Below are 25,134 nucleotides of genomic sequence, written 5' to 3'. Positions count from 1 at the left end.
CTATCTGGCGAGCGCCAGGATTTCCGGGCGGTACTCGAAATGCATGGTGTCGTAGTGATACCATTTGCCGCCCCAGATGAAGCCATGCTTTTCGAAGATCGCGACGATCTCCTGCGGGATGCGGTTCTTGTACACCACCGGGTCGGTCTCCCGCTTGGCCCCGCCCCAGCGCCAATAGTCGGAGAAGCGGACATTGAGGTCGATGGCCGCGCCATAAGCGTGCATGCTCATGCGGCTGGTGCCGGCGATGGCGCGGCAATTGTAGGTGCCGGCCGAGGGCTTGAGGTAGGGCTGCAGCTTTTCCGGCAGCGCCTCGAGCTCGCGCGAGACCGCCTCGAGCCGGTCGGCGACGCCGTTGGCGACCACGACCTGCAGCGAGCCGCCGTGGAGATGCGGCAGCCAGGCGATGGTCTTGAGCTTCACGCCGCCCTTGCTGCAATCGCCGTACATGGCGTCGAACAGGGCGCGGTTCCGGGCCCGTCCCGGATCGTCCGCCGGGCCGGAGGGCGGCTTCGACGCTCCGAGGGGATAGGCGACGGCGAACATGTCGGCGATGTCGGCGCCGTCGAGGCGCTGCTCCGGCGTCTTCGTCTTCCCGTCCGAGATCGGGATGCGCTGGCCGCTCTTCAGGATCAGGTCCTTGGCGTCGTAGCCGGCGACGAAATCGGGATAGGCGGCGACCAGGGCATCGAGCCTGGGATCGGCGGCGGCCGGCGCCGTGAGCAGGCCGAGGACGAGGCCGGCCAGAGCAAGATGCCTCACTGCGCCGCCTCCGCCTGCTGGATCAGGGCAACATTGGCCTTCTCCACCGCGCTGAGCTGCACGTCCCAGGTGAAGGGCTGGTACCAGGAGAACTGCGAGAAATAGGCGCGCAGCTGCGCGTCCTTCATGAAGCGGCCGCGGCGCGCATAGATCTCGTTGCGGGCGACGCGCAGCTGCGCCGCATTGAAGCCGGACAGGTCGTTCCAGCTCAGGCGGCGGCTGGCCGAATCGGGCAGGATGAACTCGCGCACCGCCCGCAGCTGCTGGCGCGGCGGCGCCTCGGGGATCGGCACCGGCTGCAGGCTGGCCTGCTGCTCCGGCGGCGGCTGGACGGGCTGGGGCGGCGGCTGCACCGGCTGCGGCGGCGGTTGCACCGGCGTCACGGGCTGGGCGGGCTGCTCCACCACCTTGACCGCGCCGGGCTGGCCGGCCGCGCCCGACATGGCGAAGGAGCCGATGATCGCCTCCTCCACCCAGGGGCGCTGGGCGCCCTGGGTGGTGCGGTCGACATCGGCCCGGACTTCGCCGAACATCTGGCGGATGTCGAGGTTCGGGGTCTCGATATGGGCGAGCAGCGCCTGGGTGAAGGGCGAATTGCGCCCACTGCCGTCCTGCGCCACCGCGCCGGGCGCGGTGGAGTAGGCGATGAGCGTGCCGCTCGAGGAAGGGTCGAGGTCGATGCGCGCCAGGCCGCGTGTGCCACCCCCGCGCACGAGCTGGCGGGCGAGCGGATTGTCGCGGCATGCATCGAGGATCAGGATCTGCACCTTGGGCGCGGCGCCGTCGACGAGCTGGCGCAGCTTGCTCAGCGACAGGCTCTGGGTGTCGAGGTCGAGCTCGTCCTCGATCCTGGCCGAGACCGGCAGGAGATAGTTGTCGCCTTTAACCTGCACGCCGTGCCCGGAATAGAACACCAGGGCGGCATCGGCATGGTCGGCGTCGCGCAGGAAGCTGCGCAGGCCGTTGTTCATGGTGGAAAGATCGCCATCGGTGACGAGCGTGACGGCATAGCCGATGCGCTGCAGGGCAGCGGCCATGTCGGTGGCGTCGTTGACGGGGTTCGCCAGCCGCGTGACGTTCTGGTAGGCGCCGTTGCCGATCACCAGGGCCGCCTTGGTCGCAGCCTCGGCCCGCCCGGCGAAGGCGGCGAGCGCCATGAGGAAGAGCAGGCGAAGAGCAATGCGCGGCATGGCGGATCTCCGCAGACCGTGGGGTTCCGTCTTATCACCCCTCCCGGCCGCGGGGAACGCGCGAAAAGGCACAGACCGGACGGCCGGCTCAGGCCGCAGGCGCCCAGACCCGCACCGAGCGGATCTCCAGCCGGGCCGGCAGGACGGTATCGTCGATGCGTCCGCCCCAGGAGCCGCCGAGCGCCAGGTTGATGCGCAGCTGCATCGGCCGGCGCAGCGGATCGGCGCCGCCGACCCGCGCCGCCTCCGGATCCATGGCGAGCACGGTGCGGCCGTCGACGGCGATCGTCACGGCGTCGCGCCGCCAGTCGAGCCGGTAGGTGTGGAAGCCCTCGGCAAGGCGCGGCATCGCCGCCTGGCCCGACCAGTGCCGGAGGTCGGCCAGCGAGGTGCCGGCATGGACGGACGAGAAGACCGTGTCGGGCGTGACGCCGACGGCCTCCATGATGTCGATCTCGCGATAGGGGGCGCCGCGCTCGTCGATCAGCCAGATCGCAGGCCAGGTGCCGAGCCCGGCGGGCACGCGGGCCACCACCTCGAACACGCCATAGAGGAAGGCCCGGCGCGACAGGATGCTGCCGGAGGAATAGCGGGCATATTGGCGCGTGCGCGTCCAGTCCGGTCCGGCGGGGTCGTAGGCGGCATTGCGCTTGAGCTCGGCGCGCCCTTCCAGCACCAGCGCGCCATCCCGCACGAAGACATTGGCCGGGTCGTAGTACTGCTCCTCCTGGTTGCGGAAGAACCCGGTCTCCAGCGTCCAGAAGCCGGTGTCGAGAGTTCGCGCGTCGGAGAAATCCTCGGCATGGACCAGCCCATCCGCTGCGGCCATGACGGTCGCCGGCGAGGCCGATGCACCGAGCGCGGCGAGGCCGATCAGCCGCAGGCCGTCGCGCCGGCTGAGGCGCGCCGTCACGGCGCGGCGACCGGCACCGCCATCGGCGCCGGACGGCCGCGCTCGACCAGCCGGCGCAGGGCGGCGAGCAGCGGCTTCTCGATCCAGAGATGGGCGGCGACGCCGCCAGCCACGGAGACCACCGTCGTCGCCACCACCAGCACCGCCCCGAGCGCGGCATTGTCGACGGGCAGGTGCGCCACCTTGGTGACGACCCGCGCCATGGATTCAACCAGGGGATGGACGAGGTAGATGGAATAGGAGGCATCGCCCAGGAGGTTCGGCAGGCTGCGCCGCGGCAGGCTGCCGCGCATCTCCAGCGACAGCACGGCCATCAGCAGCACGGCGCTGGCGACGCCGTGGATCTGGATGCGCACGGAATCGTCGGGCACGAAGGCCATCATCATGGCGAGGCATATCGGCACCAGCGCCAGGGCGAGGCCGCGCGGCAGCGCCGACAGATCGCCCTTGAGGAAGAGATAGCCGACCAGCGTTCCCATCCAGAACTCGATGATGATGGGGTTCCAGTAGACCTGCGGAATCGACCCGGCGGGCTCGATCGCGATGTAGAGGATCGAGACCGTGGCGGCATAGAGGGTCATCGCCATCAGGCGGCCGCGCGGCGTGCGCAGGAACAGGAGGAGCGTGGCGAAGACGAGGTAGAAATAGACCTCGTAGTTCAACGTCCACCCCAGCTTGAAGAAGGGTGCGTTGGAGAAATCGACAGGATTTCTATGCGGAATGAACAGCATCGACAGACCGACATGCTCGAAGCTGACCGCGTTCTTGAGCATGGACGGAGGGTAGACCAGACCGGCGACGACGATGATCAGCGTCACCACCCAATAGAGCGGCACGATGCGCAGGAAGCGCCGCAGCAGGAACTGTGCCGGCGAAACATTCGAGCGCGCCGTGATCGTCATCATGATGAAGCCGCTGATCACGAAGAACAGGTCGACGCCGCTGGCGCCGAAGGCGCGCGGCAACGACCAGGCAAAGCTCTCGGTGTAGACGTGGGTATGGAAATACACCACGAAGATAGCCGCCAGCGCCCGCAAATACTGGACGCCATAGATATTCCGGTCTGCTGACGGAATCTCGCGCGACATGGTTTCATTCCAATTTTAATATCTCGGATTCGATTAAACACGACGAGGAGTAACCGATCAATTGACGCTGGGTCCCCTCTGAGAACGGGCTTAACGCTTCGGCAAGCGAATCCTTGCCGGCGGGTTAAGGCGGATTCACGGATTGCCGCCGCCCGGAGCGAAACGCCGCTTTGACGCGCGGCGCCGATCCGCTACCAAGGCCGCCGATGGGCCAGCCGCCGTTCACCACCTGGTACGAAGTCTCCAGCGTCCCGCGTGCCGAGCGGCCGGAGCTCGATTTCGCCACCGATGCCGACGTGTGCGTCGTCGGCGGCGGCCTCGCGGGCCTGACGACGGCGCGCGAGCTCGCCCGCCGGGGGTGGAACGTGGTGCTGCTCGAGGCCGATCGCATCGCCTCCGGCGCCTCCGGGCGCAATGGCGGCTTCGTGCTGGCCGGCTTCGCCGAGGGCCAGGGGGAGATCGAGAAGCGGGTCGGGCTCGACCATGCCAAGGCGCTGCACGCGCTCTCGCGCGAGGGCATGGCCTATGTTCGCGACGCGGTGGAGAGCACCCGCATGCCGGGCGTCGCGCTGACCGGCGGCGCGCTCAAGGTGGTGCGGCACGCGGCCGGCGTCGACGCCTTCCGGGCCGAGGCCGAGCGCCGGGCCAGGTTCTACGGCGACGCGCCGCTGTTCTGGCCACGCGCGCAGGTGCGCGAGGTCCTGCGCACGCCCGCCTACCATGCCGGCCTCTACGACATGCAGGCCTTCCACATCCATCCCCTGAACTATTGCCTGGGCCTGGCGGCCGACGCGGCCAGGGCCGGCGTCCGGCTCTACGAGCACTCGCCGGCGGTCGGCCTCGATCTGCGCTCGCTCCGCCGGGTGGTGCGGACGGCGAAGGGCGCGGTGCGCTGCGACCGGATCGTGCTGTGCGGCTCGGCGGCGCTGCCGCCCGGCCTGCACCGGCGCGTGGCGCGGGCGGTGGTGCCGGTCTCCACCTTCATCGCCGTCACCGAGCCGCTGGGCGAGCGGCTCGAAGCGATCATGCGCTTCGCCGGCGCGGTCACCGACACGCGGCGGGCCGGCAACTATTTCCGCATCGTCGACGGCTCGCGCCTGATGTGGGGCAGCGGCATCACCACACGGCGCCGTCCGCCGCCGCCGGCGCGGCTCGCCCGGGCGCTGGCGCGCGACATGGCCCGCACCTTCCCGGCCCTGAAAGGCGTGCGCATCGACCACGCCTGGGCCGGCGTCATGGGCTATGCCCGCCACAAGATGCCGCAGATCGGCGCGGTCGAGCGCGACGTCTGGGTCGCCTCGGCCTTCGGCGGCCACGGGCTCAACACCACGGCCATGGCCGGGCTGGTGCTGGCGCGGGCGCTGGCCGAGCGCGACGACAGCTATCGCCTGTTCGCCCCGTTCGGCCTCGCCCCGACCCATGGCGCGGCCGGACGCCTGGCGGCGCAGTTCGAATATTGGCGCCTCGGATTCCAGGACTGGCTCGACGAGCGGCGTGGCTGAGCCCGTCGCGCGGCTTGCGCTTTCGCACAGATTTTGCCTGGCGCCGGTCCGAACCTTGGCGCCGGCCCCCGACGGCACGGGTTGCCGGCAGAGCACAGCCCGGGATGGACTGTCGCAGGCGCCGCGCCGACCGTCGACAGCGCCGCGTGGAGAAGGCATCATGGCGCGATCGTCAACCGCAACGGGAAAGGGAGCGATGCTCCCAGAAGTTTTGCGCGTTTCGATGCGCATCGGCAGCTTCGTGTGCGCTGGTCTCCTCGCCGCCGTCCTGGCCTGCCAGCCGGCAAGCGCGAGCGACGGCACCACGCCCATGAGCTTTGCCGTCGTCTCCGCGGGGGCCGACTGCCCCGGCTGCGTCGTGATCAACGCCAGGGGCGAGATCATGGACGAGACGGCGCGCCAGTTCGCCGTGTTCATCGCCGACAGCCGGCTGAAGGGCCTGCTGCCCCGGGAGGATCGCAGCACCGGCGCGCCGAAGCCGCAGACCGCGCCGCGTGTGGTGGTCGCCTTCGACTCGATCGGCGGCAAGGTGGTCCCCGCCCTGATCATGGGCCGGCGCATCCGCCAGTCCGGCTGGACCACGGTGGTGGGCCAGGCGCGCAAGACGCCCGCCGGCGTGGTGTTCGACGGCGCCGGCTGCTACTCCGCCTGCTCGATGGTGATGCTCGGCGGCGTCCAGCGCTTCCTCACGCCCGGCTCCAAGGCCGGCGTGCACCAGTTCTCGCCGCAATTCGCCGAGGACGAGAGCTTCAGCGCCGCCCAGATGAACCAGATCGTCCGCGACTATGGCCGCCAGGTCGTCGGCGTCTACGATTATGTCAAGGAGATGGGCATCGACATCTCCTTCTTCATCACCACGCTGCGCACTCCCTTCACCAGCATGGACGTGGTGCCGGACGACCGTCTGATCGAGATCGGCATGGTCACCGCTCCCCTGCCGGCGGACAAGGCGGCGATGCTGTCGGACGTGATCCAGGCGGCCCAGAATCCGCCGCAGATCGCCGCCGCCCCGGCCCAGCCCCGCGCGGCCGCCGCCGCCCTGGCGCAGCCGATCTCGGTCACGGCCGCTGCGCCGCCGGTGCAGGGTGTCTGGACGGTGCTGCGCCAGCCCCAGGGCCTGGCCTCGGCCCGCTTCAGCGACAATGATGTGACGATCTCGCTGGCCTGCCTCAGGACCGATACGGCGCGGCTGGAGGTGACGTTCAAGGCGCTCGATCCGCTCGATCTCGAGCATATCCGCGCCGCGGCCTTCGCCGCCAAGCGCCTGCGCCTCGCCGAGAGGGACGTGGAGATCACCTCGGTCGCCGCACCCGCCCAGGGCGAGCAGGGCCTCGCCGCCCTGCTCGGCGACGGCGACCTCAAGGCCCTGCAGAAGGCCGACCGGCTCACCTTCGCCGTGCTCGACCGTCAGGGCCAGCCGGCCAGCCCCGGCGCTTCGATCGACGGCCACAGCGCCGCCGAGGCCGTCTCCAACGTCATGGCCGCCTGCCGCGGCGCGTGAGCCTCAGGAGACCGGCAGGCCGGTCGCCGGCATCGCGGTTCCGAGCTTGGCGGCCGGTATCTCGTGGCCGCCGACCTGCTCCGGCCGCTCGCGCAGCACCAGCACCGAGCAATGGGCATGGCGCACGATGGCGCTGGCGTTGCAGCCGAGCAGATAGGTCGACAGGTGCGGCTCGTGCGAGCCGAGCAGGATGAGATCGGCCCTCTCCTCCTTCACGACAGCCAGAATCTCGTGCTGGATGCCGCCGATCCGCACGGTCGTCCCGATCTGGGACCGCGGCAGGTCGACGGTCGCCGCGAGGTCGGCGAGCGAAGCCTTGGCCTTCTCGGCAATCTCGGCCTCGTAGCTGACCGGCACGGTGTCCATCATCATCACGGGCATGATCGGCACGACGTTGACCAGCGTCATCCGACCGCCCGACTCCCGAACCAGCTGCGCTGCGTGCTCGATCGCGGGTCGCGCGAGGTCGACCTCGGCGAGGTCGACCGGAACGACAATCGAGTGGAACATGATGCCCTCCTCCATCTCATCGTCCAGGCCGCGAACACCATCGGTGCCGCGGCCGCATCATACGCCCTTTTCCGGTCGACTTGGGCGAAACTTGCAGGATCAACGCTCTGTCGATGTGGAAAGTTCCCGCAAGCGGCACAAAGGAGAGCGGCGCTCGCCTCAGGCGAGGTTGGTCTTGAGGAAGTCGATGGTGCGCTGCCAGGCGAGATCGGCAGCCGCCTTGTTGTAGCGCGCCCCGCCGGTATCGTTGTTGAAGGCGTGGTTGGCGCCCTCGTAGACGAAGATCTGGTAGGCCTTGTTGTCGGCCTTCAGCGCCGCCTCGAAGGCTGGAATGCCGGCATCGATGCGCTCATCGAGGGCGCCGTAGTGCAGCAGCAGCGGCGCCTTGATCGCCGGCACCTGCTCGGCCTTGGGCTGCATGCCGTAATAGGCGACGCCGGCGTTGAGCGCGGGGTCGGCGACCGCGAGCTGGTTCACGGCGCCCCCGCCCCAGCAGAAGCCGACCGCGCCGACCTTGCCGTTGCCGTCGGGACGCGCGCGCAGGGCCGCGGCGGCCGCCTTGGAGGACGCGATGATGTCCTCGGGCTTCAGCGTGCCGATCATGTCGCGGGCCTTGTCCTCGTCGGCCGGCGTGCCGCCGAGCGGGCTGAGATAGTCGAGGCCGAGCGCCACGAAGCCTGCGACCGCGACCCGGCGCGTGACATCCTTGATGTGCGAGTTGAGGCCGCGATTCTCGTGCACCACCAGGACGGTGCCGGGCCGGCCGCCGGCCTTGGGCCGCACGAGGTAGCCCGACAGGCCCGCCGGGCCGCCGGGCACGGCCCAGCTCTCGGCCACGATGCGCTCGTCCGCCTCGGCCACGGTCTCGGCCCTGGCATAGTCGTTCTGCAGCACCGCGAGCAGGGCGGTGGCGGCGGCGGTGCCGCCGGCCATCGCCGCCAGCCGGTCCAGGAAGGACCGGCGGCTCATGCCGCCATGGGTGAAGCGATCGTAGAGGTCGATGTAGTCCTGGTTCATGGCCTGCTCCTGCATCGGCGTCCTCGGCAGGATAGGGCGGCGCTTTCAGCCCAGACAGGGCGGGCGCGGTCACAAAAGCGCGAGACGACGGCAGGGCTCGACTCCGAGCCGGACTGATGCGCGGAAGCGCCGCGCGGTCACGGACGAGGCGGCGGCTCGACGCGCCGCTCCGGATCGGACAATCGGACGGTCTGGTAAACACCCGTCGACGGTGGGCCGGCGCAGAGATGGATTTCGGCAGCCGCGCAATCGAACACGATCGAGAACGCCGTCTCGGTCTTCTCTTCCTTGGATGGGGTTTTCGAGATCGCGTTCGGCGCACCGTCGCGATTGCGCAGGACGGCCATGACGTCGGCGACGGTGCGGGCACCGTCTGCAAGGCGTTCCAGCGCAGCGAGGCGGCTTCGACTGGACGGGTAGACGGCCTGCAGCCGCGCCTCATCCTCGACGACGGCGGTCTCCGGCAGGCGGGCATGGTTGGTATGAAGGATCGGTGAGGTCGCCGCCATCGCGCTGACGCCCACCGAGGGCGAGATCTCGACGCCGGCGATCGCTCCCGCAGCGTCGCCGAGCAGATAGCAGCGCCCGCCCATGTTCGGCAGGGAACGCAAGGCGCCAATTGCGGCCGGCACGCTCGCCTGGTCCAGCGCAAGGCGGCGGACGACCTGGCTCGGCAGGCCGCAGGGAATGGCGTCGAGGATCAGATCATTGGTCGACAAGGCCAATCCGGAGCGATTGCAGCCAACCCAGCCCAGGGTGCCGACCGACGCCACCATTGCCGTTTCGACGCCGGCCTCACCGGCGTGCAGGACAAGGGCAAGGTCGACGGCATCCTCGGGTGGCGCATCCCAGTTCTGGCCGATGACCGCACCGTTCGGGCCGGCGATCGCGATGCCGCTGCAGCCCGTGGGCGCAGCATCGACAAAGAACTCGAAGCCGATGCGCAGATAGAGGTCCGTCACGTCGCTGGACGAGCCTTCCGCGAGCCCCTGCACCTCCATGGCGATTTCGGGGGCGCATTCCTCGAGAAGCGGCCACGAATGCGCGGCCCGCCCGCGGGCGGCTTCGTAGGCCTTGCGGCTCGAGGTGTCCTTCGATCGGCCCAGCGCTCGCTGTATCTCAGCCGCGAACGCCTCGCCGTGCCGACCGCCACGCTCGAAGGGCCGGCCGCGGAGCACAAGGATCGGAATGGGATTTCTGGGCATCACGCTTTCCGTGCTCCGCTGAAATCGAGCGTGTCCCCGTCATTTGTCCGAGGCCAGGGTGACGGCGCCGGTCGCCATCCGGCTCGGTCGAGCGGGGCGCCGGCCCGGCGCGCGGCCGCGCTGCAGGCGCCTTTCGAGCGCCCGCACCGCCAGCGAAGCCGGCCAGGCGATGATGAAATAGAACAGGCCGGTGAGCGCGAAGATCTGCAGGGGAAGGAAGCTCTCCGACATGATGGCTCGCGAGGTGAGCGTGAGCTCGGGCACCGTGATGAGGGCGCAGATCGAGCTGTCCTTGAGCAGGGAGACCAGGCTGATCAGCAGAGGCGGCAGAACCGCGCGGACGGCTTGCGGAAACAGCACCAGCCGAAAGGTTTGAGCGGGCGTGAGCCCGGCGGCGAGCGCGGCTTCGCGCTGGCCCCTGGGCACCGATTGCAGGCCGGCACGAAACACCTCGGCGAGGTAGGCGCTGTAGACCAGCCCGAGGCCCAGGACGCCCGCGACGAGAGCCGGCAAGGTGACGCCGATGCCAGGCAGCGCAAAATAGAGCAGGTAGAGGACGACGAGGATGGGCACGCCGCGCAGGATCAAGAGATAACCATCGACGAGCCGTCGCACGAGCGGGGATCGACGGGTGCGCAGGAACTCGACGGCGAGGCCCAAGGCGAATGCAGCGGCAAAGCCGAGCAGCGTCAGGAGAATGGTCGTGCCGCTGGCCTTCACGAGCTGCGGTCCCCAGTCGTGGAGGTTCGCCAGGATCGGTTGGAAGAAGCTGGTCATCTCAATAGGCCGCCTTGCGTTCGACGACGGCGAGAAGCCAGCTGAGACCAAAGGTGATGACGAGATAGATCAGCGCCGCGGAGCCGTAGACCAGCGCCGTCTCGAAGGTCTCGTTCACGATCTGCCGGGCGTTGAACATGATCTCGGGCGCAGCGATCGCCGCGACGAGCGAGGTGTCCTTGACGAGGCCGATGGCATAGTTGCCCAGCGGCGGCAGGCTGATCCGCCAGGCCTGAGGCAGAATGACGAGGCGGAAGGCCTTGAAGGGGGACAGGCCGATCGCCAGCGCAGCCTCCCACTGCCCGGCCGGCACGGCTTGCAGGCCGGCGCGAAACACGTCGGCGAGAACGGCGCCACCGATCAATCCCAGGCCGAGGACGGCAGCGGTGAGCGACGTCAACCGCAGCCCCAGATAGGCAAGCCCGAAATAGATGAGGAACAGGTGCGTCAAGCTCGGGATGTTGCGAAAGATCTCGACATAGGCGGCGATGATGATCCGGACCGATCGTGCCGGGCGGAGAACGCCGAGCGAAGCCAGCAGCAGCCCGAGACAGACGGCGACCGCCAGCGCGCCCGCCGAAACCTGCAGGGTGACGCATGCGCCGGTCAGCAGCGCCTCGGCGATGCGGGAGAAGGGAGCCTGGGTCATGCCGCCTCCCCGGAATGGGCGACGAGCTGCAGGAAGCGGCGCAAACGCGGCTCCCGGGGATCGTCGAGCACGGCGCGCGCCGGCCCCTCCTCGACGATGACGCCGCCGTCCATGAAGATCACCCGGTCGGCGACCTCGCGGGCGAACGCGATCTCATGTGTGACGAGGAGCATGGACCGCCCCTCGGCGGCAAGCTCCTGGATCACCGTCAGGACTTCTCCCACCAGTTCCGGATCGAGCGCCGAGGTCGGCTCGTCGAACAGCAGCAACGCCGGTGCCTGCGCCAGGGCGCGGGCAATGGCGACGCGTTGCTGCTGGCCCCCGGACAGCCGGCTGGGATAGTCGTCGCTCTTGTTGAGGAGATGGACTTTGGCCAGCATGGCATCGGCCCGCTCGAAAGCCTCGGCAGCGCTCAGCCCCTGGACCTTGTGCGGCTGCAATGCGACGTTCTCGCGGACCGTGAGATGCGGCCAGAGATGGAAGAGCTGGAACACCATGCCGATCTGCGCCCGCTGCGGGGCCAGTTCCGCATCGGTCATCCGCCGATCCCCGCCGCGGCGCCCGGCACGCCGACCGATCAGCTCGCCGTTCAGGCGGATCTCCCCGCCGATCGGCGGTTCGAGATAGTTGATGGCGCGCAGGCAGGTCGATTTGCCCGAGCCGCTGGGACCGATGATGGCGACCCGCTCGCCACGATCGAGGTTGAACGAGACGCTTCTGAGCACCTCGTGCGCCCCATAGCTCTTGCGCAGGCCGCGAACGGACAGCAGGGGTTCGGATGCCATCGCCATCCTCCTGGTTGTACAATCGGCTCCCGGTCGGCACGCAGGCTGCCGACCGGGCGTCCGGTTTGGAGCCACAGCGATCACTGCGGACATGCGGGGGGCGCCCAGCCCTGCGGCCGATCCACGCCGACCCGGAAGTTGTCCGGCGAAGGGGTGTAATTGGCCTTGTTGATGTTGCCGTAGCGTCTGCCGATCTCCTTCACCTGGCAGGTGTCCCACAATTTGCGGATCTCGGCGCTGAGCGCGTCGGCAAGGGCCTTGTTGTCCTTGCTCACGCCGAAGACATATTGCCGCCCGATGCCGGTCAGGAGCGGAAAGTCCTGATTGTTGTCGGTGAACGGAGTGTTCCGCAGCCCCCAGGACGGATTCTGGACGATCGCATAGTCGATGACGGGTGGGTCGCCGACCATGGCTTCGATCCGGCCGGACATCAAGTCGCGCAGGGCGGCGTCCGTGGAGTCGTAGAGGTTGAGCTCCAGCCCCGGTATCTTGCGCAGCTCGGGCAGGAAGGAGAAGCCGGTCATCGAGCCGACCTTCCTGTTCTCGAGGCTCGCCAGCGTATGCCAATCCGACCCGGCCTTCTGCGTGATGCCGTTCTGGAAGTATCCGGTCGGGTCGGTCAGCGACAGGGCGGCCGCACGCTGTTCGGTCCAGGCGACATTGCCGCCGATGAGATCGACGCGGCCGGCCTGCACCGCCGCAATCGCGCCGGACCACTCCGTCGGCACGGGCTTGATCTTCAAACCCAGCTTGTCGGCGGCGATCTGGAGGATGTCGCCGTCATAGCCGACCAGCTTGCCGTCACGCGCCACCAGGCCCGGCATGTCGCCGGTGATGGCCACCGTCAGAACGCCGGGCTCGACCAGCCTGTAGGCGTCGTCGGCGACCGCCGGAGCCCCTCCGGTCAGGAGGCCGAGGACCGTTGCGGCCGCGACCGTATGTTTCAGCTCGCTGAAGATCGTCATGTCAGTTCCCCTGGTTGTCTTGTCGGTCTTGCATGCCACCGTCCGGACCGCTTCGAGCCATCGGGCTTCTTCCCTGATCGCTGCGTGCCGGATGGAATCGGGAGATCGAGAGCCCGTCGATCGGCGTCGGCGTCGTCCCGTCCAGAGCCAACTCGGCCAGAACGGCTCCGACGCCGGGACCCAGCTGAAAGCCATGTCCGGAAAAGCCGAAGGCGTGAAAGAGCCCCGGCGTGCTTGGGCTGGGTCCCATCACCGGCAGGCCGTCGGGCATGCAGCCCTCGATGCCCGTCCAGGTTCGCACCAGCAGCGCCTGGGCGAGCCTCGGCACCATGTCGATCGCCAAACGGGCTGCCTCGCACGTCACCTCGCCCAGAGGCCGGGCCCTGGACCGGTCGCGGTCGGCCACGCCGAGCCCGGCTCCGAAGATGACGCTGCCGTGCGGGACCTGACGCAGGTAGATGCCGCCGCCGCACACGCCGAGATTGGGTCCCATGAACACCGGCAGGGGTTCGGTGACGCACATGTTCGGCGCGATCACGCCTTCGTCGACCGCATCGCCGAACCAGGAGGCGACTTTCGCGCCCCAGGCGCCGGCGACGTTGATCAACCTCAGCGCTCGAACCGGCTCAGCCGCGCCGCCGACACGCAGGCCGAAGCCATCGCCGTCGGGCCAGGCGCCGCTGACTTCGGCGTTCTCCCGGATATCGGCTCCGGCGCGGCGGGCAGCGCGGGCGAAGGCCGGCGCAACGAGGCGCGGATTGGCCTGACCGTCCTCGGCGCAGAGCGATCCGCCGGCCAGGCCGCCGCCGAGATAGGGATAGCGACGCTGGAGCGCATCGCGGCTGATCAGCTCGAGCGCGAGGCCGAAGGCCTCGGCCGTATCCCGATAGGTCACGAGTTCGGTCATCTGCCGGTCGGTGAGGGCGAGCTTCAGGTGGCCGGTCATGGCGAATTCGCAGTCCGTGCCGATCAGCGCCGGCATCCGTCCCCAGATCTCGCGGCTGCGCCGCGACAGCGGCAATTCCGCGGGATGGCGCCCCTGCTGGCGAACACCGCCATAGTTGACGCCGCTGGCCTGGGCACCGCAGAGCCCGCGCTCCAACAGGACGACCGAGGCTCCACGCAGGCTGAGATGCAGCGCCGCCGAGCACCCGGCCAGGCCGCCGCCGATGATGGCCGCATCGAAGACGGTCATGACGACGCCTCCGCCAGAGCCGACAGCGGCATCGGCTTGATCGGCGCCTGTCCGCGCAGCCTGCCGACGGCTTCAACGGGAACGCCGGCGGCCGCGGCGAGAATCTCCGTGGCGGCCGGTGCGCAAACGCGCCCCTGGCAACGGCCCATCCCCAGGCGCGTGAAGGCCTTCAAGCGGTTGATGTCGACCGTTCCGCTCGCAGCGGCGACGTTGCGAATGGTCTTGGCATCGATGCCTTCGCACCGGCAGACCATGACGTCGCCAGGCACCTCGCGCGCCAGCTCGACCGGGAACGGGAAGGCGATCTCGTCGAGCGCGCGCCGAAACGGCTCGGCCCTGGCAATGCGGGCGCCGAGCGCGGCCATCCGGGAGCGGTGAGCGCCCTCGCCTTCATCGGCCAGCACCGCCAGGGCCGCGCGTTCGCCGGCCAGCTCGGCAACATCGGCGCCGCGGACACGTGCCCCGTCGCCGGCGAGGTAAACTCCCGGCACCGAGCCGCGGCCGTCCGCATCCTGGACCGGCAGCCACTGCCGCTGCCGATGATCGAAGGCAAAGTCGAGGCCGAGCAGATCGGCCAGCTGGGTCTCGGACTTCAGGCCGAAGCCGAAGCCAATCGCGTCACATTCGACGAACGCCTCGCGCCCGCCGGGCCGCTCGAAGCGGAAACCCGAGACCGCCCCGTCCGCGCCCGCTCCGATTTCGACGGGCCGGACGCCGCTGGCAATCCGCACGCCCCGCATCCTCAGCCACGACACGTAGTGCAGCCCCTTGAGAAAGGTGCGGCCGCCCCGGATCAACCCCGGCAACGCTTCGAGCGAGGCCAGCCCGGGCGCGGTGTCGAGGACCGCCCGCACGTCGATGCCAGCCTTGGCATACTGGCAGGCGACGAGATACAGCAGCGGTCCGGTGCCGAAGAAGACCACGCGGGCGCCGATGCCCACAGCCTGCGCCTTCAGCGCGACCTGCGCGCCGCCGAGCGTGTAGACACCCGGCAGGGTCCACCCCGGCAGCGGGACGATCCGGTCCATCGCCCCAGGCGCCAGGATGATGCGCCCCCATGACTGGGTCCTGGAACGCCCCTCTGCGAGCAGGTGCAGCCGCGTGTCGGTGGCGTTCCAGACCAGCGTTCCAGGCCGATAGTCGATATCGCCCTTCAGGACATCGAACGCCCGGTGCAATTCCGTGGCGCGCCGGCCCTCGAAACCATAGAGCGCCCCCGCGTCGCGCCGGATCGCCGGCGGGGGCCGACGATAGACCTGCCCGCCGGAGCTCGGCGCCTCGTCCAACACGATCGGCCGTCTCCCGGCCCGGGCGAGCGTGATCGCCGCTCGCATCCCGGCCGGCCCGGCTCCGACGATGACGATTTCACCTGATGTCATCACATCGCTCCGGCCGCCGGGTGACGATGCACATGCCCGGTTCCACCAGCGTCGTGCAGGCTCGCACCGGCTCTCCGGTGGCCCGCTGCACCCAGCAATCCTGGCACGCTCCCATCAGGCAGAAACCGGACCGCTCCGCCGCGCCGAATTCAAAGGCGCGGAGGTTGCGGCGATGGGTGAGCACCGCCGTCAGCACGGTATCGCCTTCGAACGCGTAGACGGCCTCGCCATCGACCGCGCAGGCGACCCCTGCGCGGGGAGGCGCCGCGATGCGCCGGAATTGCGTGGCGATGGCCATGGGCGTGCAGCTTCCGACGAGAGTGCGGGACGGGCCTTGCGATGGTGTTGCAAGAACGATAAGAACCCACATTGTGGGTGTCAATCAAGTTTTTAACCCACAATGTGATTTTTTAGGCTATATGAGCCTCGGTGGCTCGCTGGACGAGATCGTGCGACCGAGAAGGAAAAGTGATGACGACAGCATTCCAATTTGCGGCCCATGTCCGAAGCATCCAGGCCACGCCGCCAGCGGTTCGCATGGCTGCGACCCGAGCCGTTCTCGATCTCGTCGGGGCGGCAATCGCCGGTGCGGTGACGCGAAGCGGCGCGGCGGCGCGGCGGGCCGCCGTCACCTCCTGGGGCGTGGGTCCTGCCCACGTCTGGTTTTCGGCCGACCGGCTGACGCCGCCCGGCGCGGCCTTCGTCAATGCCGCCTACGGCTCGATGCTCGATCTGGATGACGGTCACCGAGCGGCCGCCGGCCATCCCGGCGCGGCGGTGATCCCGGCAGCGCTCGCGACGGCGCAAGCCGTGGGAGCCGGCGCCGACCGGCTGCTGACCGCCATCGCCATCGGCTATGAGGTCGGCGTCCGCGTGGCCGCGGCGCGGGATTTCGACACGCTCCGGACGACCGACAGCGGCCTATGGTGCAGCTACGCCGTGGCGGCGGCCGCCGGATGGCTGCGCGGCCTCGCCCCGGATGTCCTGGTCCAGGCGCTCGCGATCGCCGGGACGAGCGCTCCGGGGCTCAGCGCCGCCGGCTGGAGCAGCGTCGGCAACACCGTGAAGGAAGGCATCGCCTGGTCGACGGCCAGCGGATTGGCCGCGGTGGACCTGGCGGCCGCCGGCTTCACCGGCCCGGTCGACGTGCTCGACGATGCACGCCGCTATGATCCGGCGAGGATGACCCGCGACCTCGGTCGCGGCTGGGCGATCGAAGGGATCTATTTCAAGCTCTACAGTTGCTGCCGATGGGCGCACGCCGCCATAGACGCAGCGCTGGCGCTGCAGGCGGACCATGCCATCGCCACCGAGGCGATCAGGCATATCGAGGTGGCGACCTTCCCGCGCGCGCTCATGCTCCCCAACGACCCCGCCCCCGCGAGCCTTGAGGCGGCACAGTACAGCATTCCATTCTGCGTCGCGCTCGCGCTGGTTCGAGGCGCCGGCGCGCTGCTGCCGATGCAGGAGGCGCACCTTGCAGATGCGCAGGTCCTGGCTTTGGCCGCACGCATCCGGCTGACGGTCGATCCTGCCTATGAGACGGCGTTCCCGGCGATGGTTCCGGCGCGGGTGACAATGACCTCCACGCATGGAGCACGGAGCCTGGCGGTCCCGGCGCCCAAGGGCGAGCCGACGAACCCGCTCTCCATCGGACAGCAGGAAGAGAAGTTCCGGGCCCTCGCCGGGCCGAACCTGTCGGAGCCGGCTGCGGCGCGCCTGAAGGCGACTATACTGGCGCTGAATCACCAAGCGGAGATCGACTCGTTGATGAGCGCCTTGAGCGCCCCGTTGGGCGAAGCCTCCCTCCTCCCGGCCTGTCAGGAGGCGTGACCATGCCTCCTCGGACACCCCCTCTCGATGCCCTTCCCGAGAGCAGGCAGCCCAAGCGCGGCTCGGAGACGGAGTCCGCGACCGGCACCCAGGCTCTCGATCGAGGCGTGGCGATCCTGAAGCACCTGGGCGGCGTCGGCCAGCAGGGCGCGACCATCGCCGCGATCGGCGAGGCGCTCGGCCTCAAGCAGCAGACCGCGCATCGCATCGTGACAGCCTTGCAACGACACGGCCTGATCGATCGCGAACGCCAGACGAAGCGCTATCGCCTGGGCCTGGCGCTCTTCGCGATGGGCGCCACGGCGGCCGACGGCACCGGCTTGCGCCGCCTGGCCCGTCCGGCGCTGATGCGGCTTTCCGCCGAGACAGGCGACACCGTGTTCCTGATGGCGCGCGCCGGATTCAACACGGTGTGCGTCGACCGCCAGCAGGGCACCTATGTCATCGATAGCCTGACCGGTCATGTCGGCGGCCAGATTCCCATGGGCGTCGGTCCCGCCAGCCAGGCCATCCTGGCTTTCCTGCCTTCGGCCGAGGCCGACGTCGTCATCGAGACCAACGCCCCCCTCTATCAGCGCTACGACGGGCTTACGGCCGACCGCGTGCGCCAGTCCCTTCCGATCATTCGCGAGCGGGGCTACAGCGTGGACGAGGGCGCATTGGTCGCGGGGATTTCCGCCCTGGCGGTTCCGATCCTGCCTCGCGGCCGCGATGCCGTGGCCGCCATCGCCATCAACATGACCAGCGCCCGTCTCAGCCAGGACCGGCTTCCCGTCCTCGTGTCCACGCTGACGAACGAGGTCCGGCAGATCGAGGCCGAGCTGAACCCGCTGGAGGGGCCGGCGATCGTCGATCTGCTCAGGGCCTGAACGCTCAGGCGACGCCGAGCTTGCGCTGCAGGCTCGAGGAGGAGGTGGTGTACTGGAAGGTCAGCCGCTTGTCGGGATAGACGTAGCGGTGCGCCTTCTGCGCCATCAGCGCGCCCTCGTGGAAGCCGGAGAGGATCAGCTTCAGCTTGCCGGGATACCAGTTGATGTCGCCGATGGCGAAGATGCCGGGCCGGGAGGTCTCGAAGGTCTCGGTGGAGACGGTGACGAGCTGGCCCTCGTGCAGGTCCAGGTTCCAGTCGGACACCGGGCCGAGCCGCATGGTCAGGCCGAAGAAGGGCAGCAGGGCGTCGACCGGCAGGGTGAGGACCCGGCCGCTCTCCTCGCGGATGACGGCGCCGGTGAGCCGGCCGCCCTCGCCTTCCAGGCCCGTGACCTGGCCGAGCAGCAGGTCCATCCGGCCTTCGGCGACGAGGCGGCGCATCTGCTCGACCGAATGGGGCGCAGCACGGAAGGCGTCGCGCCGGTGCATCAGCGTCACGCGCCTGGCGAGCGGGACCAGGTTCAGCGTCCAGTCGAGGGCGGAATCGCCGCCGCCGACGATCAGGATCGAGCGGTCGCGGAACGCCTCCATCTTGCGCACGGCGTAGAAGACCGAGCTGTTCTCGTAGGCGTCGATGCCCTCGATCGGCGGCTTCTTCGGCTGGAAGGAGCCGCCGCCGGCGGCGATCACCACCACCTTGGTCCGGAACACCTCGCCGGCGTCGGTGCGCACCTGGAACAGCCCGTCCTCGCCCCGCTCGATGCCCTCGACCATGCGCGAGAGGTGGAAGGTGGGATGGAACGGCTCGATCTGCCTGATGAGGTTGTCGACCAGCCCCTGGCCGGAGATCGAGGGGAAGCCGGGAATGTCGTAGATCGGCTTTTCCGGGTAGAGCTCGGCGCATTGACCGCCGATCTTGTCGAGAATGTCGACCACGTGCGCCTTGATGTCGAGCAGGCCGAGCTCGAACACGGCGAACAGGCCGACGGGTCCGGCGCCGATGATCAGCGCGTCGGTCTCAATGAGGTCGGACATGGGCAACCCGGCAGTCGGAATGGAGCACTCGGATCCACGCTATAGCCTGCCGGCGCCCGGCGGTCGATGCTGCGCGAGACGCCCGCTGCTCCGGGCGCGCCGCCGCCATGTCAGCAACCTCGATCAAGGCGCCGCCGCTAGCGTGCCGTCATCCGGAGCACGGACATGACACGACACGAGACCAGCCTCGCCTACGCCGCCCGCATCGAGCGGGTGGTCGCCCATATCGCCGACCATCTCGACGAGGTGCTGAGCCTCGATCGGCTGGCCGAGATCGCCTGCTTCTCGCCCTGGCACTTCCACCGCGTGTTCACCAGCGTGACCGGCGAGACGGTGCAGGACGCGGTGCGGCGGCTGCGCCTTCACCGGGCGGCCGTCGAGCTGACCCGCCGCGAGCACACGCTCGAGCGGGTGGCGAAGCGGGCAGGCTATGGCTCGGTCGCGGCCTTTACGCGCAGCTTCTCCGCCGCCTACGGCATGCCGCCGGCGGCGTTCCGGCGGCGCGGCCATGTCCTGCGTCCGGCCCAACCCCAACCTGGAGACCGAACCATGACCCGAACCCATGTCGCGCCGCTGCGCAGTCCCATCCATTACGACGTCACGGTCGAGGCCGTGTCGCCGCTGCGCCTCGCCGCGCTCGCCCACCAGGGCGACTATCAGGAGATCGGCAAGAGCTTCGAGCGCATCTTCGCCTGGTACGGCCCGCGCGGCCTGCTCGGGCCGGGCACGCGCAGCATCGGCGTCTACTACGACGACCCCGCCGGGGTGGCGCACGGGGATCTGCGGTCGGAGGCCTGCCTGACGCTGCCGGACGACGCGCCGCTGGCCCCGGGCATGCGCTGGCTGAGCGTCGGCGGCGGCCGGGCGGCCTGTCTCACCCACAAGGGCCCCTATACCGACCTCGACGTCGCCTATGCCTGGCTCTATCGCACCTGGCTGCCGACCTCGGGCCAGGAGCCCGGCGATGCGCCCTGCTTCGAGGAATACCTCAACGATCCCAGGGAGACGCCGCCGACCGAGCTGCTCACGGTGGTGCGGATGCCCTTGAAGGGCTGACGATCCGGGCGCGGCGGCCTTCGGCTGCCGCGCTCAGTTCGCCGCCCGGACCAGCACGTCGTCGCTGGAGAAGGGCGAGCGGCCGCTCCTGTCGACGAACACCGTGGACCGGGTGAGGTCGAGCGCGTCGCCGCCGGCCGGACGCAGGTTGAGCGTGCTGACGGCGAAAGGCGAGACGTGGCGAATGTTGAGCTGGCCGCTCGGCACGTCGTAGACCCCCGGCGCCATGCCCCAGTCGCAGGCGACGGGACGGCAGGCGCCCCAGGCCTCGACGCTGTAGCTCGGCCGGCCGCCGTCGCATTGGCTGGTGATCAGGAGGCGCACGATCGAGCGGGCATGCGGGTCGGCATTGCGCCACAGGCCCGCCAGATGCGAGCGGTCGCATCCGACGACCGGCGCGACCGCTGTCGCGACCTGGGCGGCCGGGGTCTGCACGGCGTCGGCCAGGCGCGGCGTCGGCGCAGGCTGCGGCGCGGAAACGGGAGCGGCGGGGACGCTCGGCACCGGCGGCGCGGAGACGGGAGCGGCGGCTACGCTGGGCGTCGGCGGGGCCGGAGCCGGAGCCGGCCCGGCGGTGGCCACGGCTCCTTCCGGCCGGCGGACATAGTCGTGGGAGGCCTTGCGCGGGTCGCGGCCGCTGTCGTCGGTGAACACGGAGACGATGTCGACCTTCATGGCGTCCGGGCCGGAGAGCTTCAGCTTGAACGTGGTGATCGTATCCTTCATCACGCCGTCGACCACGAGCTCGCCGGTCTTCTCGATGAGCCGGGCCGGGCGCGTGCCGAGGTGGCACGGCTGCTGTTGCTGCCGGCAGGCCCAGCTCTCCTCGAACGTGTAGAGCGTGCGGCCGGACTGGCAGCTCTGGCGGATGACGATGGTGCGATCGACCCCGGACTGCGGATCGGTATTGCCCCAGGTGCCGACATAGGCGTTGGCGGGGCTGGCGGTGCAGACCGCGACCGAGAGGCTCGGCTCGTCCACAGTGCGGTCGAAATAGTCGGGGAACTGGGTGTGGCCGACGGTGCCCGCCAGCCGGCTCACCTCGCCCTGGGTCAGCTTGGCCAGCTTCTGCAGGGTGATGCCGGGCATGTCGAGATATTTGAGCAGGACGCGGGTGAAGACCGAGGTCGCCTCCTTGTCGCCGGTGCCCAGCCGGTCCAGAGCCTCCTCGCCCGGGCCGGCGGAGAACAGGATGAAGGCGCCGGGGTCCGGGTCCATCCGCGCCAGGCCGCGCGAGGAGCCGATCGACCGGCTGGCGCTCTGGAACGGATTGTCGCGGCAGGCATCCAGGATGGCGAAGACCAGCTTCGGCCCCTTGGCCCTGAGATCATCGACGAGCTGGCCGGCATCGCGCCCGAAGCTCTTGATCTCGGCCTCGCCGCCGGCCTGCGGCTGCTCGACGTCGACGGGCAGGAGGTAGTTGCGCCCGTCGATGGCGACGCCGTGGCCGGAGAACTCGAACACGACCTCGTCGCCGGGAGCGATCTTCGCTTCGAACTCCGCGATGGTGCGGGTCATGGCCTTGAAGTCGAGATTGTCGGCGAGCGTCACGTTGAAGCCGAGCTTCTCCAGGGCCGTGCGCAGGGCCTGGCTGTCGGCCACCGCTCGCTCGAGCCGGGTCACCGAGACGTAGTCGTCGTTGCCGATGACCAGGGCGAGCCTGGCGGCGGAGGCCGGCGACGCCAGGGCGCAGAGCAGCACGAGAACACCGAACCCGAGCTTGAGGTGCTGCAGCATGCCGGCCCCCGCAATGGGATGAACTTGCCTCGTCGTAGCCCTTCTCTCACCCGGACGCTGTGCCCTTCTGCACGCGGCGTGCCGGCTCCTGCCCGGCGCGCCACGACACCTCAGCCGAACACCGCCTTCAGCCGCCTGACGATCTCGGCCGTGCCGAAGCGGACCGGATCGGTCGCCGGCAGGCCCTCGGCGGCGGCGATCTCGGCGAGATAGGCCTTCGCCTCGGCCTCGCCCAGCGCCTGGGTGTTGACGCAGATGCCGACGCACTGGATGCGCGGATTGGTCAGCCGGCCGCAGGCCACCGTGAGGTCGATCACCTGGCGAATGGTCGGCAGGGGATGGGCGACGCCGCGCATGGTCTTGCGCGTCGGCTCGTGGCAGACGACGAAGGCATCGGGCTGCGAGCCGTGCAGCAGGCCGAGCGTCACGCCGGCGAAGGAGGGGTGGAACAGGCTGCCCTGCCCTTCCACCACGTCCCAATGGTCGGGCGCGGCGTCGGGCGTCAGCCATTCCGCCGCGCCGGAGATGAAGTCCGCCACGACGGCGTCGACCGCGACCCCGCGCCCGGAGATGAAGATGCCGGTCTGGCCGGTGGCGCGGAAGTCGGCGTCGAAGCCCTGCGCCCGCATCTCCTTCTCCAGTGCCAGCGCGGTGTATTTCTTGCCGACCGAACAGTCCGTGCCCACGGCGAGCAGGCGCATGCCCGAGCGCTTGGTGCCCTTGCCGGTGGCGAAGGTCTGCGAAGGGATGCGGACATCATGGAGCTGGCGGCCGTGCCGGCGGGCCGCCTCGGCGATCTCGGGCACATCCTCCAGGCGCTTGTGCAGGCCGGAGGCGATGTCCATCCCGGCCTCGAGCGCCTCGACGATCGAGCGCACCCAATGCTCCGGCAGCACGCCGCCGGCATTGACCACGCCGACGACCATGGTCCGGGCGCCGCGGGCCCTGCCCTCCTCGATGCCGATGTCCTCCAGCCCGAGGTCGGCCTTGCAGCCGGGCAGGCGCAGCTGGCCGACGCACCAGTCGCGCCGCCAGTCGACGATGCCGGCGGCGGTCTTGGCGGCGAGCTGGTCGTGAACGTCGCCGATGAACATCAAGTAAGGCTTTTCGATCTGCATGGGGGGTGACGACGTCCTGCGCACTCGCTTTTTTGGATCGGAGCAGTATGACTGACCATGATGCCGCCGCAAGAGGCGAGCCCGGGCGAGCCGGGGCGGCAAGGGACGAAAGGGTCGCATGAGCGAGGAGACCGACCTCAGCCTGGCGAGCGAAGGCTCGACGCTGCGCCTGCGCGCCAGCGGCGAGTGGGTCGCGCGCGAGGCCGGCCGGCTGGAGGAGCTCACCGGAGAGATCGCGGGCAAGGCCAAGGGCGCCGCGCGGGTCGACATGGACATCAGCGGCGTCACGCGGCTCGACACGCTCGGCGCCAAGCTGCTGGGCGAGGTGCGCGAACGGCTCGCCGGCGCCGGAAGCGAGGTCGAGCTGAGGACGGCCGACAAGGCGCAGCGGCTCCTGATCGACGAGGTCACCGCCAAGGCGCACGAGCCGCTGCCCGCCCGGCCGCACCACAACGCCTTCATCGAGCTGCTCGTCGACATCGGCCTGGTGATCCGCGGGGTCGGCGCCGACATCGTCAACCTCAACGCCTTCATGGGCGAGCTGGTCGTCACCATCGGCCGGCTCTTCATCGGCCGGGCGCGGCTTCGCGGCCCGGCGATCATCACCCAGATGGAGCTGATGGTGCTGCGGGGCGTGCCGATCATCGCCCTGATCACCTTCCTGGTCGGCGCCATCGTCGCCCAGCAGACCATCTTCCAGCTCGAGCGCTTCGGCGCCACGCTGTTCGTGGTCGACCTGCTCGGCATCCTGATGCTGCGCGAGGTCGGGCTGCTGCTCGCCTCGATCATGGTCGCCGGGCGGTCGGGCTCGGCCATCACCGCCGAGCTCGGCTCGATGAAGATGCGCGAGGAGATCGACGCCATGCGCGTCATGGGCCTGGATCCGATGGAGGTGCTGGTCCTGCCCCGCATCATCGCGCTGGTGCTCGGCCTGCCGCTTCTCACCTTCATCGCCTCCATGGCCGGCATCTTCGGCGGCGGGCTGGTGGCCTGGGGCTATGGCGGCATCACGCCCGCCTCCTTCCTCGACCGGCTGCGCGACGCCATCGGCCTCAACACCTTCTTCGTCGGCCTGATCAAGGCGCCGGCCATGGCGCTGATGATCGGCCTGATCGGCTGCATCGAGGGCCTGAAGGTGAAGGGCTCGGCCGAATCGCTCGGCCGGCAGACCACGGCCTCGGTGGTCAAGTCGATCTTCACGGTGATCGTGGTCGACGGCCTGTTCGCCATGCTGTTCGCGGCGCTGAAATACTGATGGCCGCTCCCGTCAGAGCCAATCGCGAGACGGTGATCTCGGCGCGTGGCGTCAAGGTCGGCTTCGGCGGCCCGCTGATCCTGAACGGCCTCGACCTCGACGTCTATCGCGGCGAGGTGCTCGGCGTGGTCGGCGCCTCCGGCACCGGCAAGTCGGTGCTGATGCGCACCATCATCGGGCTGGCGCCGTTGCTCGGCGGCACCATCGAGGTGTTCGGCGAGGATTATTTCGAGCTCGACGCCCGCCGGCGCCAGGAGATCGCCCGGCGCTGGGGCGTGCTGTTCCAGCAGGGCGCCCTGTTCTCCTCGCTGACGGTGAAGCAGAACGTCCAGGTGCCGATGCGCGAATATCTGGAGCTGTCGCCACGCCTGCTCGACGAGATGGCGATGCTCAAGATCGCCCTGGTCGGCCTCAAGCCCGACGCCGCCGACAAGTTCCCCTCGGAACTGTCGGGCGGCATGATCAAGCGCGCCAGCCTGGCGCGGGCGCTGGCGCTCGATCCCGACCTCGTCTTCCTCGACGAGCCGACCGCCGGCCTCGACCCGATCGGCGCCGGGGAATTCGACGAGCTTATTGCAACCTTGCGACAGACACTCGGCTTTACCGTCTATATGGTGACGCATGATCTCGACAGCCTGCACACCATCTGCGATCGGATCGCGGCGGTCGGAGGAGGCCGCGTCATAGCCGAAGGCACGATGGAAACCATGCTCGCCTCCCACGATCCCTGGCTCCAGGCCTATTTCCACGGCCCGCGGGCGCGTGCGGCGCTCGGCAGCGCGAAGGACTGAG

At 69.5% G+C, this 25,134-nt stretch carries 24 protein-coding genes; 7 read left to right on the top strand and 17 right to left on the bottom strand.

Going from position 1 to position 25,134, the window contains the following annotated elements; all coding sequences use genetic code 11:
* The 4 genes from QO011_RS30275 to QO011_RS30260 all read right to left on the bottom strand — a co-directional run bounded on the left by QO011_RS30275 (position 1) and on the right by QO011_RS30260 (position 3,953).
* Positions 1 to 762 carry a M15 family metallopeptidase gene (locus tag QO011_RS30275; RefSeq protein WP_307280768.1) on the bottom strand — a complete coding sequence of 254 codons (762 nt, stop codon included), beginning with the start codon at positions 760 to 762 and terminating at the stop codon, positions 1 to 3.
* Positions 759 to 1,952, bottom strand: coding sequence for a caspase family protein (locus QO011_RS30270; protein WP_307280766.1), 1,194 nt, complete (start codon positions 1,950 to 1,952; stop codon positions 759 to 761). The genes QO011_RS30275 and QO011_RS30270 overlap by 4 nt, the downstream gene beginning before the upstream one ends.
* Before the next feature lie 88 nt (positions 1,953 to 2,040).
* Positions 2,041 to 2,865 carry a glycoside hydrolase family 16 protein gene (locus QO011_RS30265; protein ID WP_307280765.1) on the bottom strand — a complete coding sequence of 275 codons (825 nt, stop codon included), beginning with the start codon at positions 2,863 to 2,865 and terminating at the stop codon, positions 2,041 to 2,043.
* Complete coding sequence (locus QO011_RS30260) at positions 2,862 to 3,953, bottom strand: acyltransferase family protein (RefSeq protein ID WP_307280763.1); 1,092 nt, start codon at positions 3,951 to 3,953, stop codon at positions 2,862 to 2,864. The genes QO011_RS30265 and QO011_RS30260 overlap by 4 nt, the downstream gene beginning before the upstream one ends.
* Before the next feature lie 206 nt (positions 3,954 to 4,159).
* Between QO011_RS30260 and QO011_RS30255 the strand changes: the two genes are divergently transcribed.
* Together QO011_RS30255 and QO011_RS30250 are read left to right on the top strand one after the other, a co-directional pair.
* Positions 4,160 to 5,455 (top strand): NAD(P)/FAD-dependent oxidoreductase, encoded by a 1,296-nt coding sequence (locus tag QO011_RS30255; protein WP_307280761.1) that lies wholly within the window; start codon positions 4,160 to 4,162, stop codon positions 5,453 to 5,455.
* A 196-nt stretch (positions 5,456 to 5,651) separates the two neighbouring features.
* Positions 5,652 to 6,956 (top strand): COG3904 family protein, encoded by a 1,305-nt coding sequence (locus QO011_RS30250; protein ID WP_307280758.1) that lies wholly within the window; start codon positions 5,652 to 5,654, stop codon positions 6,954 to 6,956.
* 3 nt (positions 6,957 to 6,959) lie between these two features.
* On the opposite strand, the gene QO011_RS30245 is transcribed toward QO011_RS30250, so the two are convergent.
* The 10 genes from QO011_RS30245 to QO011_RS30200 all read right to left on the bottom strand — a co-directional run bounded on the left by QO011_RS30245 (position 6,960) and on the right by QO011_RS30200 (position 15,736).
* Positions 6,960 to 7,466, bottom strand: coding sequence for a universal stress protein (locus QO011_RS30245; protein ID WP_307280756.1), 507 nt, complete (start codon positions 7,464 to 7,466; stop codon positions 6,960 to 6,962).
* 159 nt (positions 7,467 to 7,625) lie between these two features.
* Entirely contained in the window at positions 7,626 to 8,498 is an 873-nt protein-coding gene (locus tag QO011_RS30240; protein WP_503129053.1) for a dienelactone hydrolase family protein, read from the bottom strand.
* Positions 8,499 to 8,620: 122 nt separating this feature from the next.
* Positions 8,621 to 9,688 (bottom strand): C45 family autoproteolytic acyltransferase/hydrolase, encoded by a 1,068-nt coding sequence (locus QO011_RS30235; protein WP_307280751.1) that lies wholly within the window; start codon positions 9,686 to 9,688, stop codon positions 8,621 to 8,623.
* Between the two features lie 39 nt (positions 9,689 to 9,727).
* Entirely contained in the window at positions 9,728 to 10,465 is a 738-nt protein-coding gene (locus QO011_RS30230; protein ID WP_307280748.1) for an amino acid ABC transporter permease, read from the bottom strand.
* 1 nt (position 10,466) lies between these two features.
* On the bottom strand, positions 10,467 to 11,114 hold the full coding sequence (locus tag QO011_RS30225) for an amino acid ABC transporter permease (protein ID WP_307280745.1): 648 nt from the start codon (positions 11,112 to 11,114) through the stop codon (positions 10,467 to 10,469).
* Entirely contained in the window at positions 11,111 to 11,899 is a 789-nt protein-coding gene (locus QO011_RS30220) for an amino acid ABC transporter ATP-binding protein (protein ID WP_307280744.1), read from the bottom strand. The genes QO011_RS30225 and QO011_RS30220 overlap by 4 nt, the downstream gene beginning before the upstream one ends.
* A gap of 80 nt (positions 11,900 to 11,979) precedes the next feature.
* Positions 11,980 to 12,864: a substrate-binding periplasmic protein gene (locus QO011_RS30215; protein WP_307280741.1), complete on the bottom strand. Its 885-nt coding sequence runs from the start codon at positions 12,862 to 12,864 to the stop codon at positions 11,980 to 11,982.
* Between the two features lies 1 nt (position 12,865).
* Positions 12,866 to 14,059, bottom strand: a complete 1,194-nt coding sequence (locus QO011_RS30210; protein WP_307280739.1) for an NAD(P)/FAD-dependent oxidoreductase — start codon at positions 14,057 to 14,059, stop codon at positions 12,866 to 12,868.
* Positions 14,056 to 15,438, bottom strand: coding sequence for an FAD/NAD(P)-dependent oxidoreductase (locus tag QO011_RS30205; RefSeq protein WP_307280737.1), 1,383 nt, complete (start codon positions 15,436 to 15,438; stop codon positions 14,056 to 14,058). Before QO011_RS30205 ends, QO011_RS30210 begins: the two co-directional genes overlap by 4 nt.
* On the bottom strand, positions 15,425 to 15,736 hold the full coding sequence (locus QO011_RS30200; RefSeq protein ID WP_307280736.1) for a (2Fe-2S)-binding protein: 312 nt from the start codon (positions 15,734 to 15,736) through the stop codon (positions 15,425 to 15,427). The genes QO011_RS30205 and QO011_RS30200 overlap by 14 nt, the downstream gene beginning before the upstream one ends.
* A gap of 173 nt (positions 15,737 to 15,909) precedes the next feature.
* On the opposite strand from QO011_RS30200, the gene QO011_RS30195 reads away from it, so the two are divergent.
* Complete coding sequence (locus QO011_RS30195) at positions 15,910 to 17,271, top strand: MmgE/PrpD family protein (RefSeq protein WP_307280894.1); 1,362 nt, start codon at positions 15,910 to 15,912, stop codon at positions 17,269 to 17,271.
* A 2-nt stretch (positions 17,272 to 17,273) separates the two neighbouring features.
* A complete protein-coding gene (locus QO011_RS30190; RefSeq protein ID WP_307280733.1) occupies positions 17,274 to 18,140 on the top strand; it encodes an IclR family transcriptional regulator in 867 nt (288 codons plus the stop codon).
* 4 nt (positions 18,141 to 18,144) lie between these two features.
* Here QO011_RS30190 and QO011_RS30185 read toward each other — a convergent pair whose 3' ends face one another.
* Positions 18,145 to 19,176: an NAD(P)/FAD-dependent oxidoreductase gene (locus QO011_RS30185; RefSeq protein ID WP_307280730.1), complete on the bottom strand. Its 1,032-nt coding sequence runs from the start codon at positions 19,174 to 19,176 to the stop codon at positions 18,145 to 18,147.
* 165 nt (positions 19,177 to 19,341) lie between these two features.
* Here QO011_RS30185 and QO011_RS30180 point away from each other — a divergent pair, with 165 nt between their 5' ends.
* Entirely contained in the window at positions 19,342 to 20,232 is an 891-nt protein-coding gene (locus tag QO011_RS30180; protein ID WP_307280727.1) for an AraC family transcriptional regulator, read from the top strand.
* Between the two features lie 33 nt (positions 20,233 to 20,265).
* On the opposite strand, the gene QO011_RS30175 is transcribed toward QO011_RS30180, so the two are convergent.
* Both QO011_RS30175 and dgcN read right to left on the bottom strand, forming a co-directional pair.
* Positions 20,266 to 21,969 carry a caspase family protein gene (locus QO011_RS30175; RefSeq protein ID WP_307280724.1) on the bottom strand — a complete coding sequence of 568 codons (1,704 nt, stop codon included), beginning with the start codon at positions 21,967 to 21,969 and terminating at the stop codon, positions 20,266 to 20,268.
* 110 nt (positions 21,970 to 22,079) lie between these two features.
* Positions 22,080 to 23,087 carry an N-acetyltransferase DgcN gene (gene dgcN, locus QO011_RS30170; protein ID WP_307280721.1) on the bottom strand — a complete coding sequence of 336 codons (1,008 nt, stop codon included), beginning with the start codon at positions 23,085 to 23,087 and terminating at the stop codon, positions 22,080 to 22,082.
* A gap of 118 nt (positions 23,088 to 23,205) precedes the next feature.
* On the opposite strand from dgcN, the gene QO011_RS30165 reads away from it, so the two are divergent.
* Positions 23,206 to 24,342, top strand: a complete 1,137-nt coding sequence (locus QO011_RS30165) for an MlaE family ABC transporter permease (protein ID WP_307280718.1) — start codon at positions 23,206 to 23,208, stop codon at positions 24,340 to 24,342.
* The gene (locus QO011_RS30160; RefSeq protein ID WP_307280715.1) at positions 24,342 to 25,133 is read left to right on the top strand and encodes an ABC transporter ATP-binding protein; all 792 of its coding nucleotides are present in this window, start codon (positions 24,342 to 24,344) and stop codon (positions 25,131 to 25,133) included. Before QO011_RS30165 ends, QO011_RS30160 begins: the two co-directional genes overlap by 1 nt.
* Position 25,134: the final 1 nt, after the last annotated feature.

This window comes from Labrys wisconsinensis (assembly GCF_030814995.1).
Taxonomy (GTDB): Bacteria; Pseudomonadota; Alphaproteobacteria; order Rhizobiales; family Labraceae; genus Labrys; species Labrys wisconsinensis.
This window is presented reverse-complemented; position numbering and strand designations above follow the sequence as displayed.

Coding starts and splice junctions, on each gene's coding strand:
- QO011_RS30270 (WP_307280766.1), bottom strand. CDS start 1,952: ATGCCGCGCATTGCTCTTCGCCTGCTCTTCCTCATGGCGCTCGCCGCC.
- QO011_RS30260 (WP_307280763.1), bottom strand. CDS start 3,953: ATGTCGCGCGAGATTCCGTCAGCAGACCGGAATATCTATGGCGTCCAG.
- QO011_RS30255 (WP_307280761.1), top strand. CDS start 4,160: ATGGGCCAGCCGCCGTTCACCACCTGGTACGAAGTCTCCAGCGTCCCG.
- QO011_RS30250 (WP_307280758.1), top strand. CDS start 5,652: ATGCTCCCAGAAGTTTTGCGCGTTTCGATGCGCATCGGCAGCTTCGTG.
- QO011_RS30245 (WP_307280756.1), bottom strand. CDS start 7,466: ATGTTCCACTCGATTGTCGTTCCGGTCGACCTCGCCGAGGTCGACCTC.
- QO011_RS30240 (WP_503129053.1), bottom strand. CDS start 8,498: ATGCAGGAGCAGGCCATGAACCAGGACTACATCGACCTCTACGATCGC.
- QO011_RS30235 (WP_307280751.1), bottom strand. CDS start 9,688: ATGCCCAGAAATCCCATTCCGATCCTTGTGCTCCGCGGCCGGCCCTTC.
- QO011_RS30230 (WP_307280748.1), bottom strand. CDS start 10,465: ATGACCAGCTTCTTCCAACCGATCCTGGCGAACCTCCACGACTGGGGA.
- QO011_RS30225 (WP_307280745.1), bottom strand. CDS start 11,114: ATGACCCAGGCTCCCTTCTCCCGCATCGCCGAGGCGCTGCTGACCGGC.
- QO011_RS30220 (WP_307280744.1), bottom strand. CDS start 11,899: ATGGCATCCGAACCCCTGCTGTCCGTTCGCGGCCTGCGCAAGAGCTAT.
- QO011_RS30215 (WP_307280741.1), bottom strand. CDS start 12,864: ATGACGATCTTCAGCGAGCTGAAACATACGGTCGCGGCCGCAACGGTC.
- QO011_RS30210 (WP_307280739.1), bottom strand. CDS start 14,059: ATGACCGTCTTCGATGCGGCCATCATCGGCGGCGGCCTGGCCGGGTGC.
- QO011_RS30205 (WP_307280737.1), bottom strand. CDS start 15,438: ATGACATCAGGTGAAATCGTCATCGTCGGAGCCGGGCCGGCCGGGATG.
- QO011_RS30200 (WP_307280736.1), bottom strand. CDS start 15,736: ATGGCCATCGCCACGCAATTCCGGCGCATCGCGGCGCCTCCCCGCGCA.
- QO011_RS30195 (WP_307280894.1), top strand. CDS start 15,910: ATGACGACAGCATTCCAATTTGCGGCCCATGTCCGAAGCATCCAGGCC.
- QO011_RS30190 (WP_307280733.1), top strand. CDS start 17,274: ATGCCTCCTCGGACACCCCCTCTCGATGCCCTTCCCGAGAGCAGGCAG.
- QO011_RS30185 (WP_307280730.1), bottom strand. CDS start 19,176: ATGTCCGACCTCATTGAGACCGACGCGCTGATCATCGGCGCCGGACCC.
- QO011_RS30180 (WP_307280727.1), top strand. CDS start 19,342: ATGACACGACACGAGACCAGCCTCGCCTACGCCGCCCGCATCGAGCGG.
- QO011_RS30175 (WP_307280724.1), bottom strand. CDS start 21,969: ATGCTGCAGCACCTCAAGCTCGGGTTCGGTGTTCTCGTGCTGCTCTGC.
- dgcN (WP_307280721.1), bottom strand. CDS start 23,087: ATGCAGATCGAAAAGCCTTACTTGATGTTCATCGGCGACGTTCACGAC.
- QO011_RS30165 (WP_307280718.1), top strand. CDS start 23,206: ATGAGCGAGGAGACCGACCTCAGCCTGGCGAGCGAAGGCTCGACGCTG.
- QO011_RS30160 (WP_307280715.1), top strand. CDS start 24,342: ATGGCCGCTCCCGTCAGAGCCAATCGCGAGACGGTGATCTCGGCGCGT.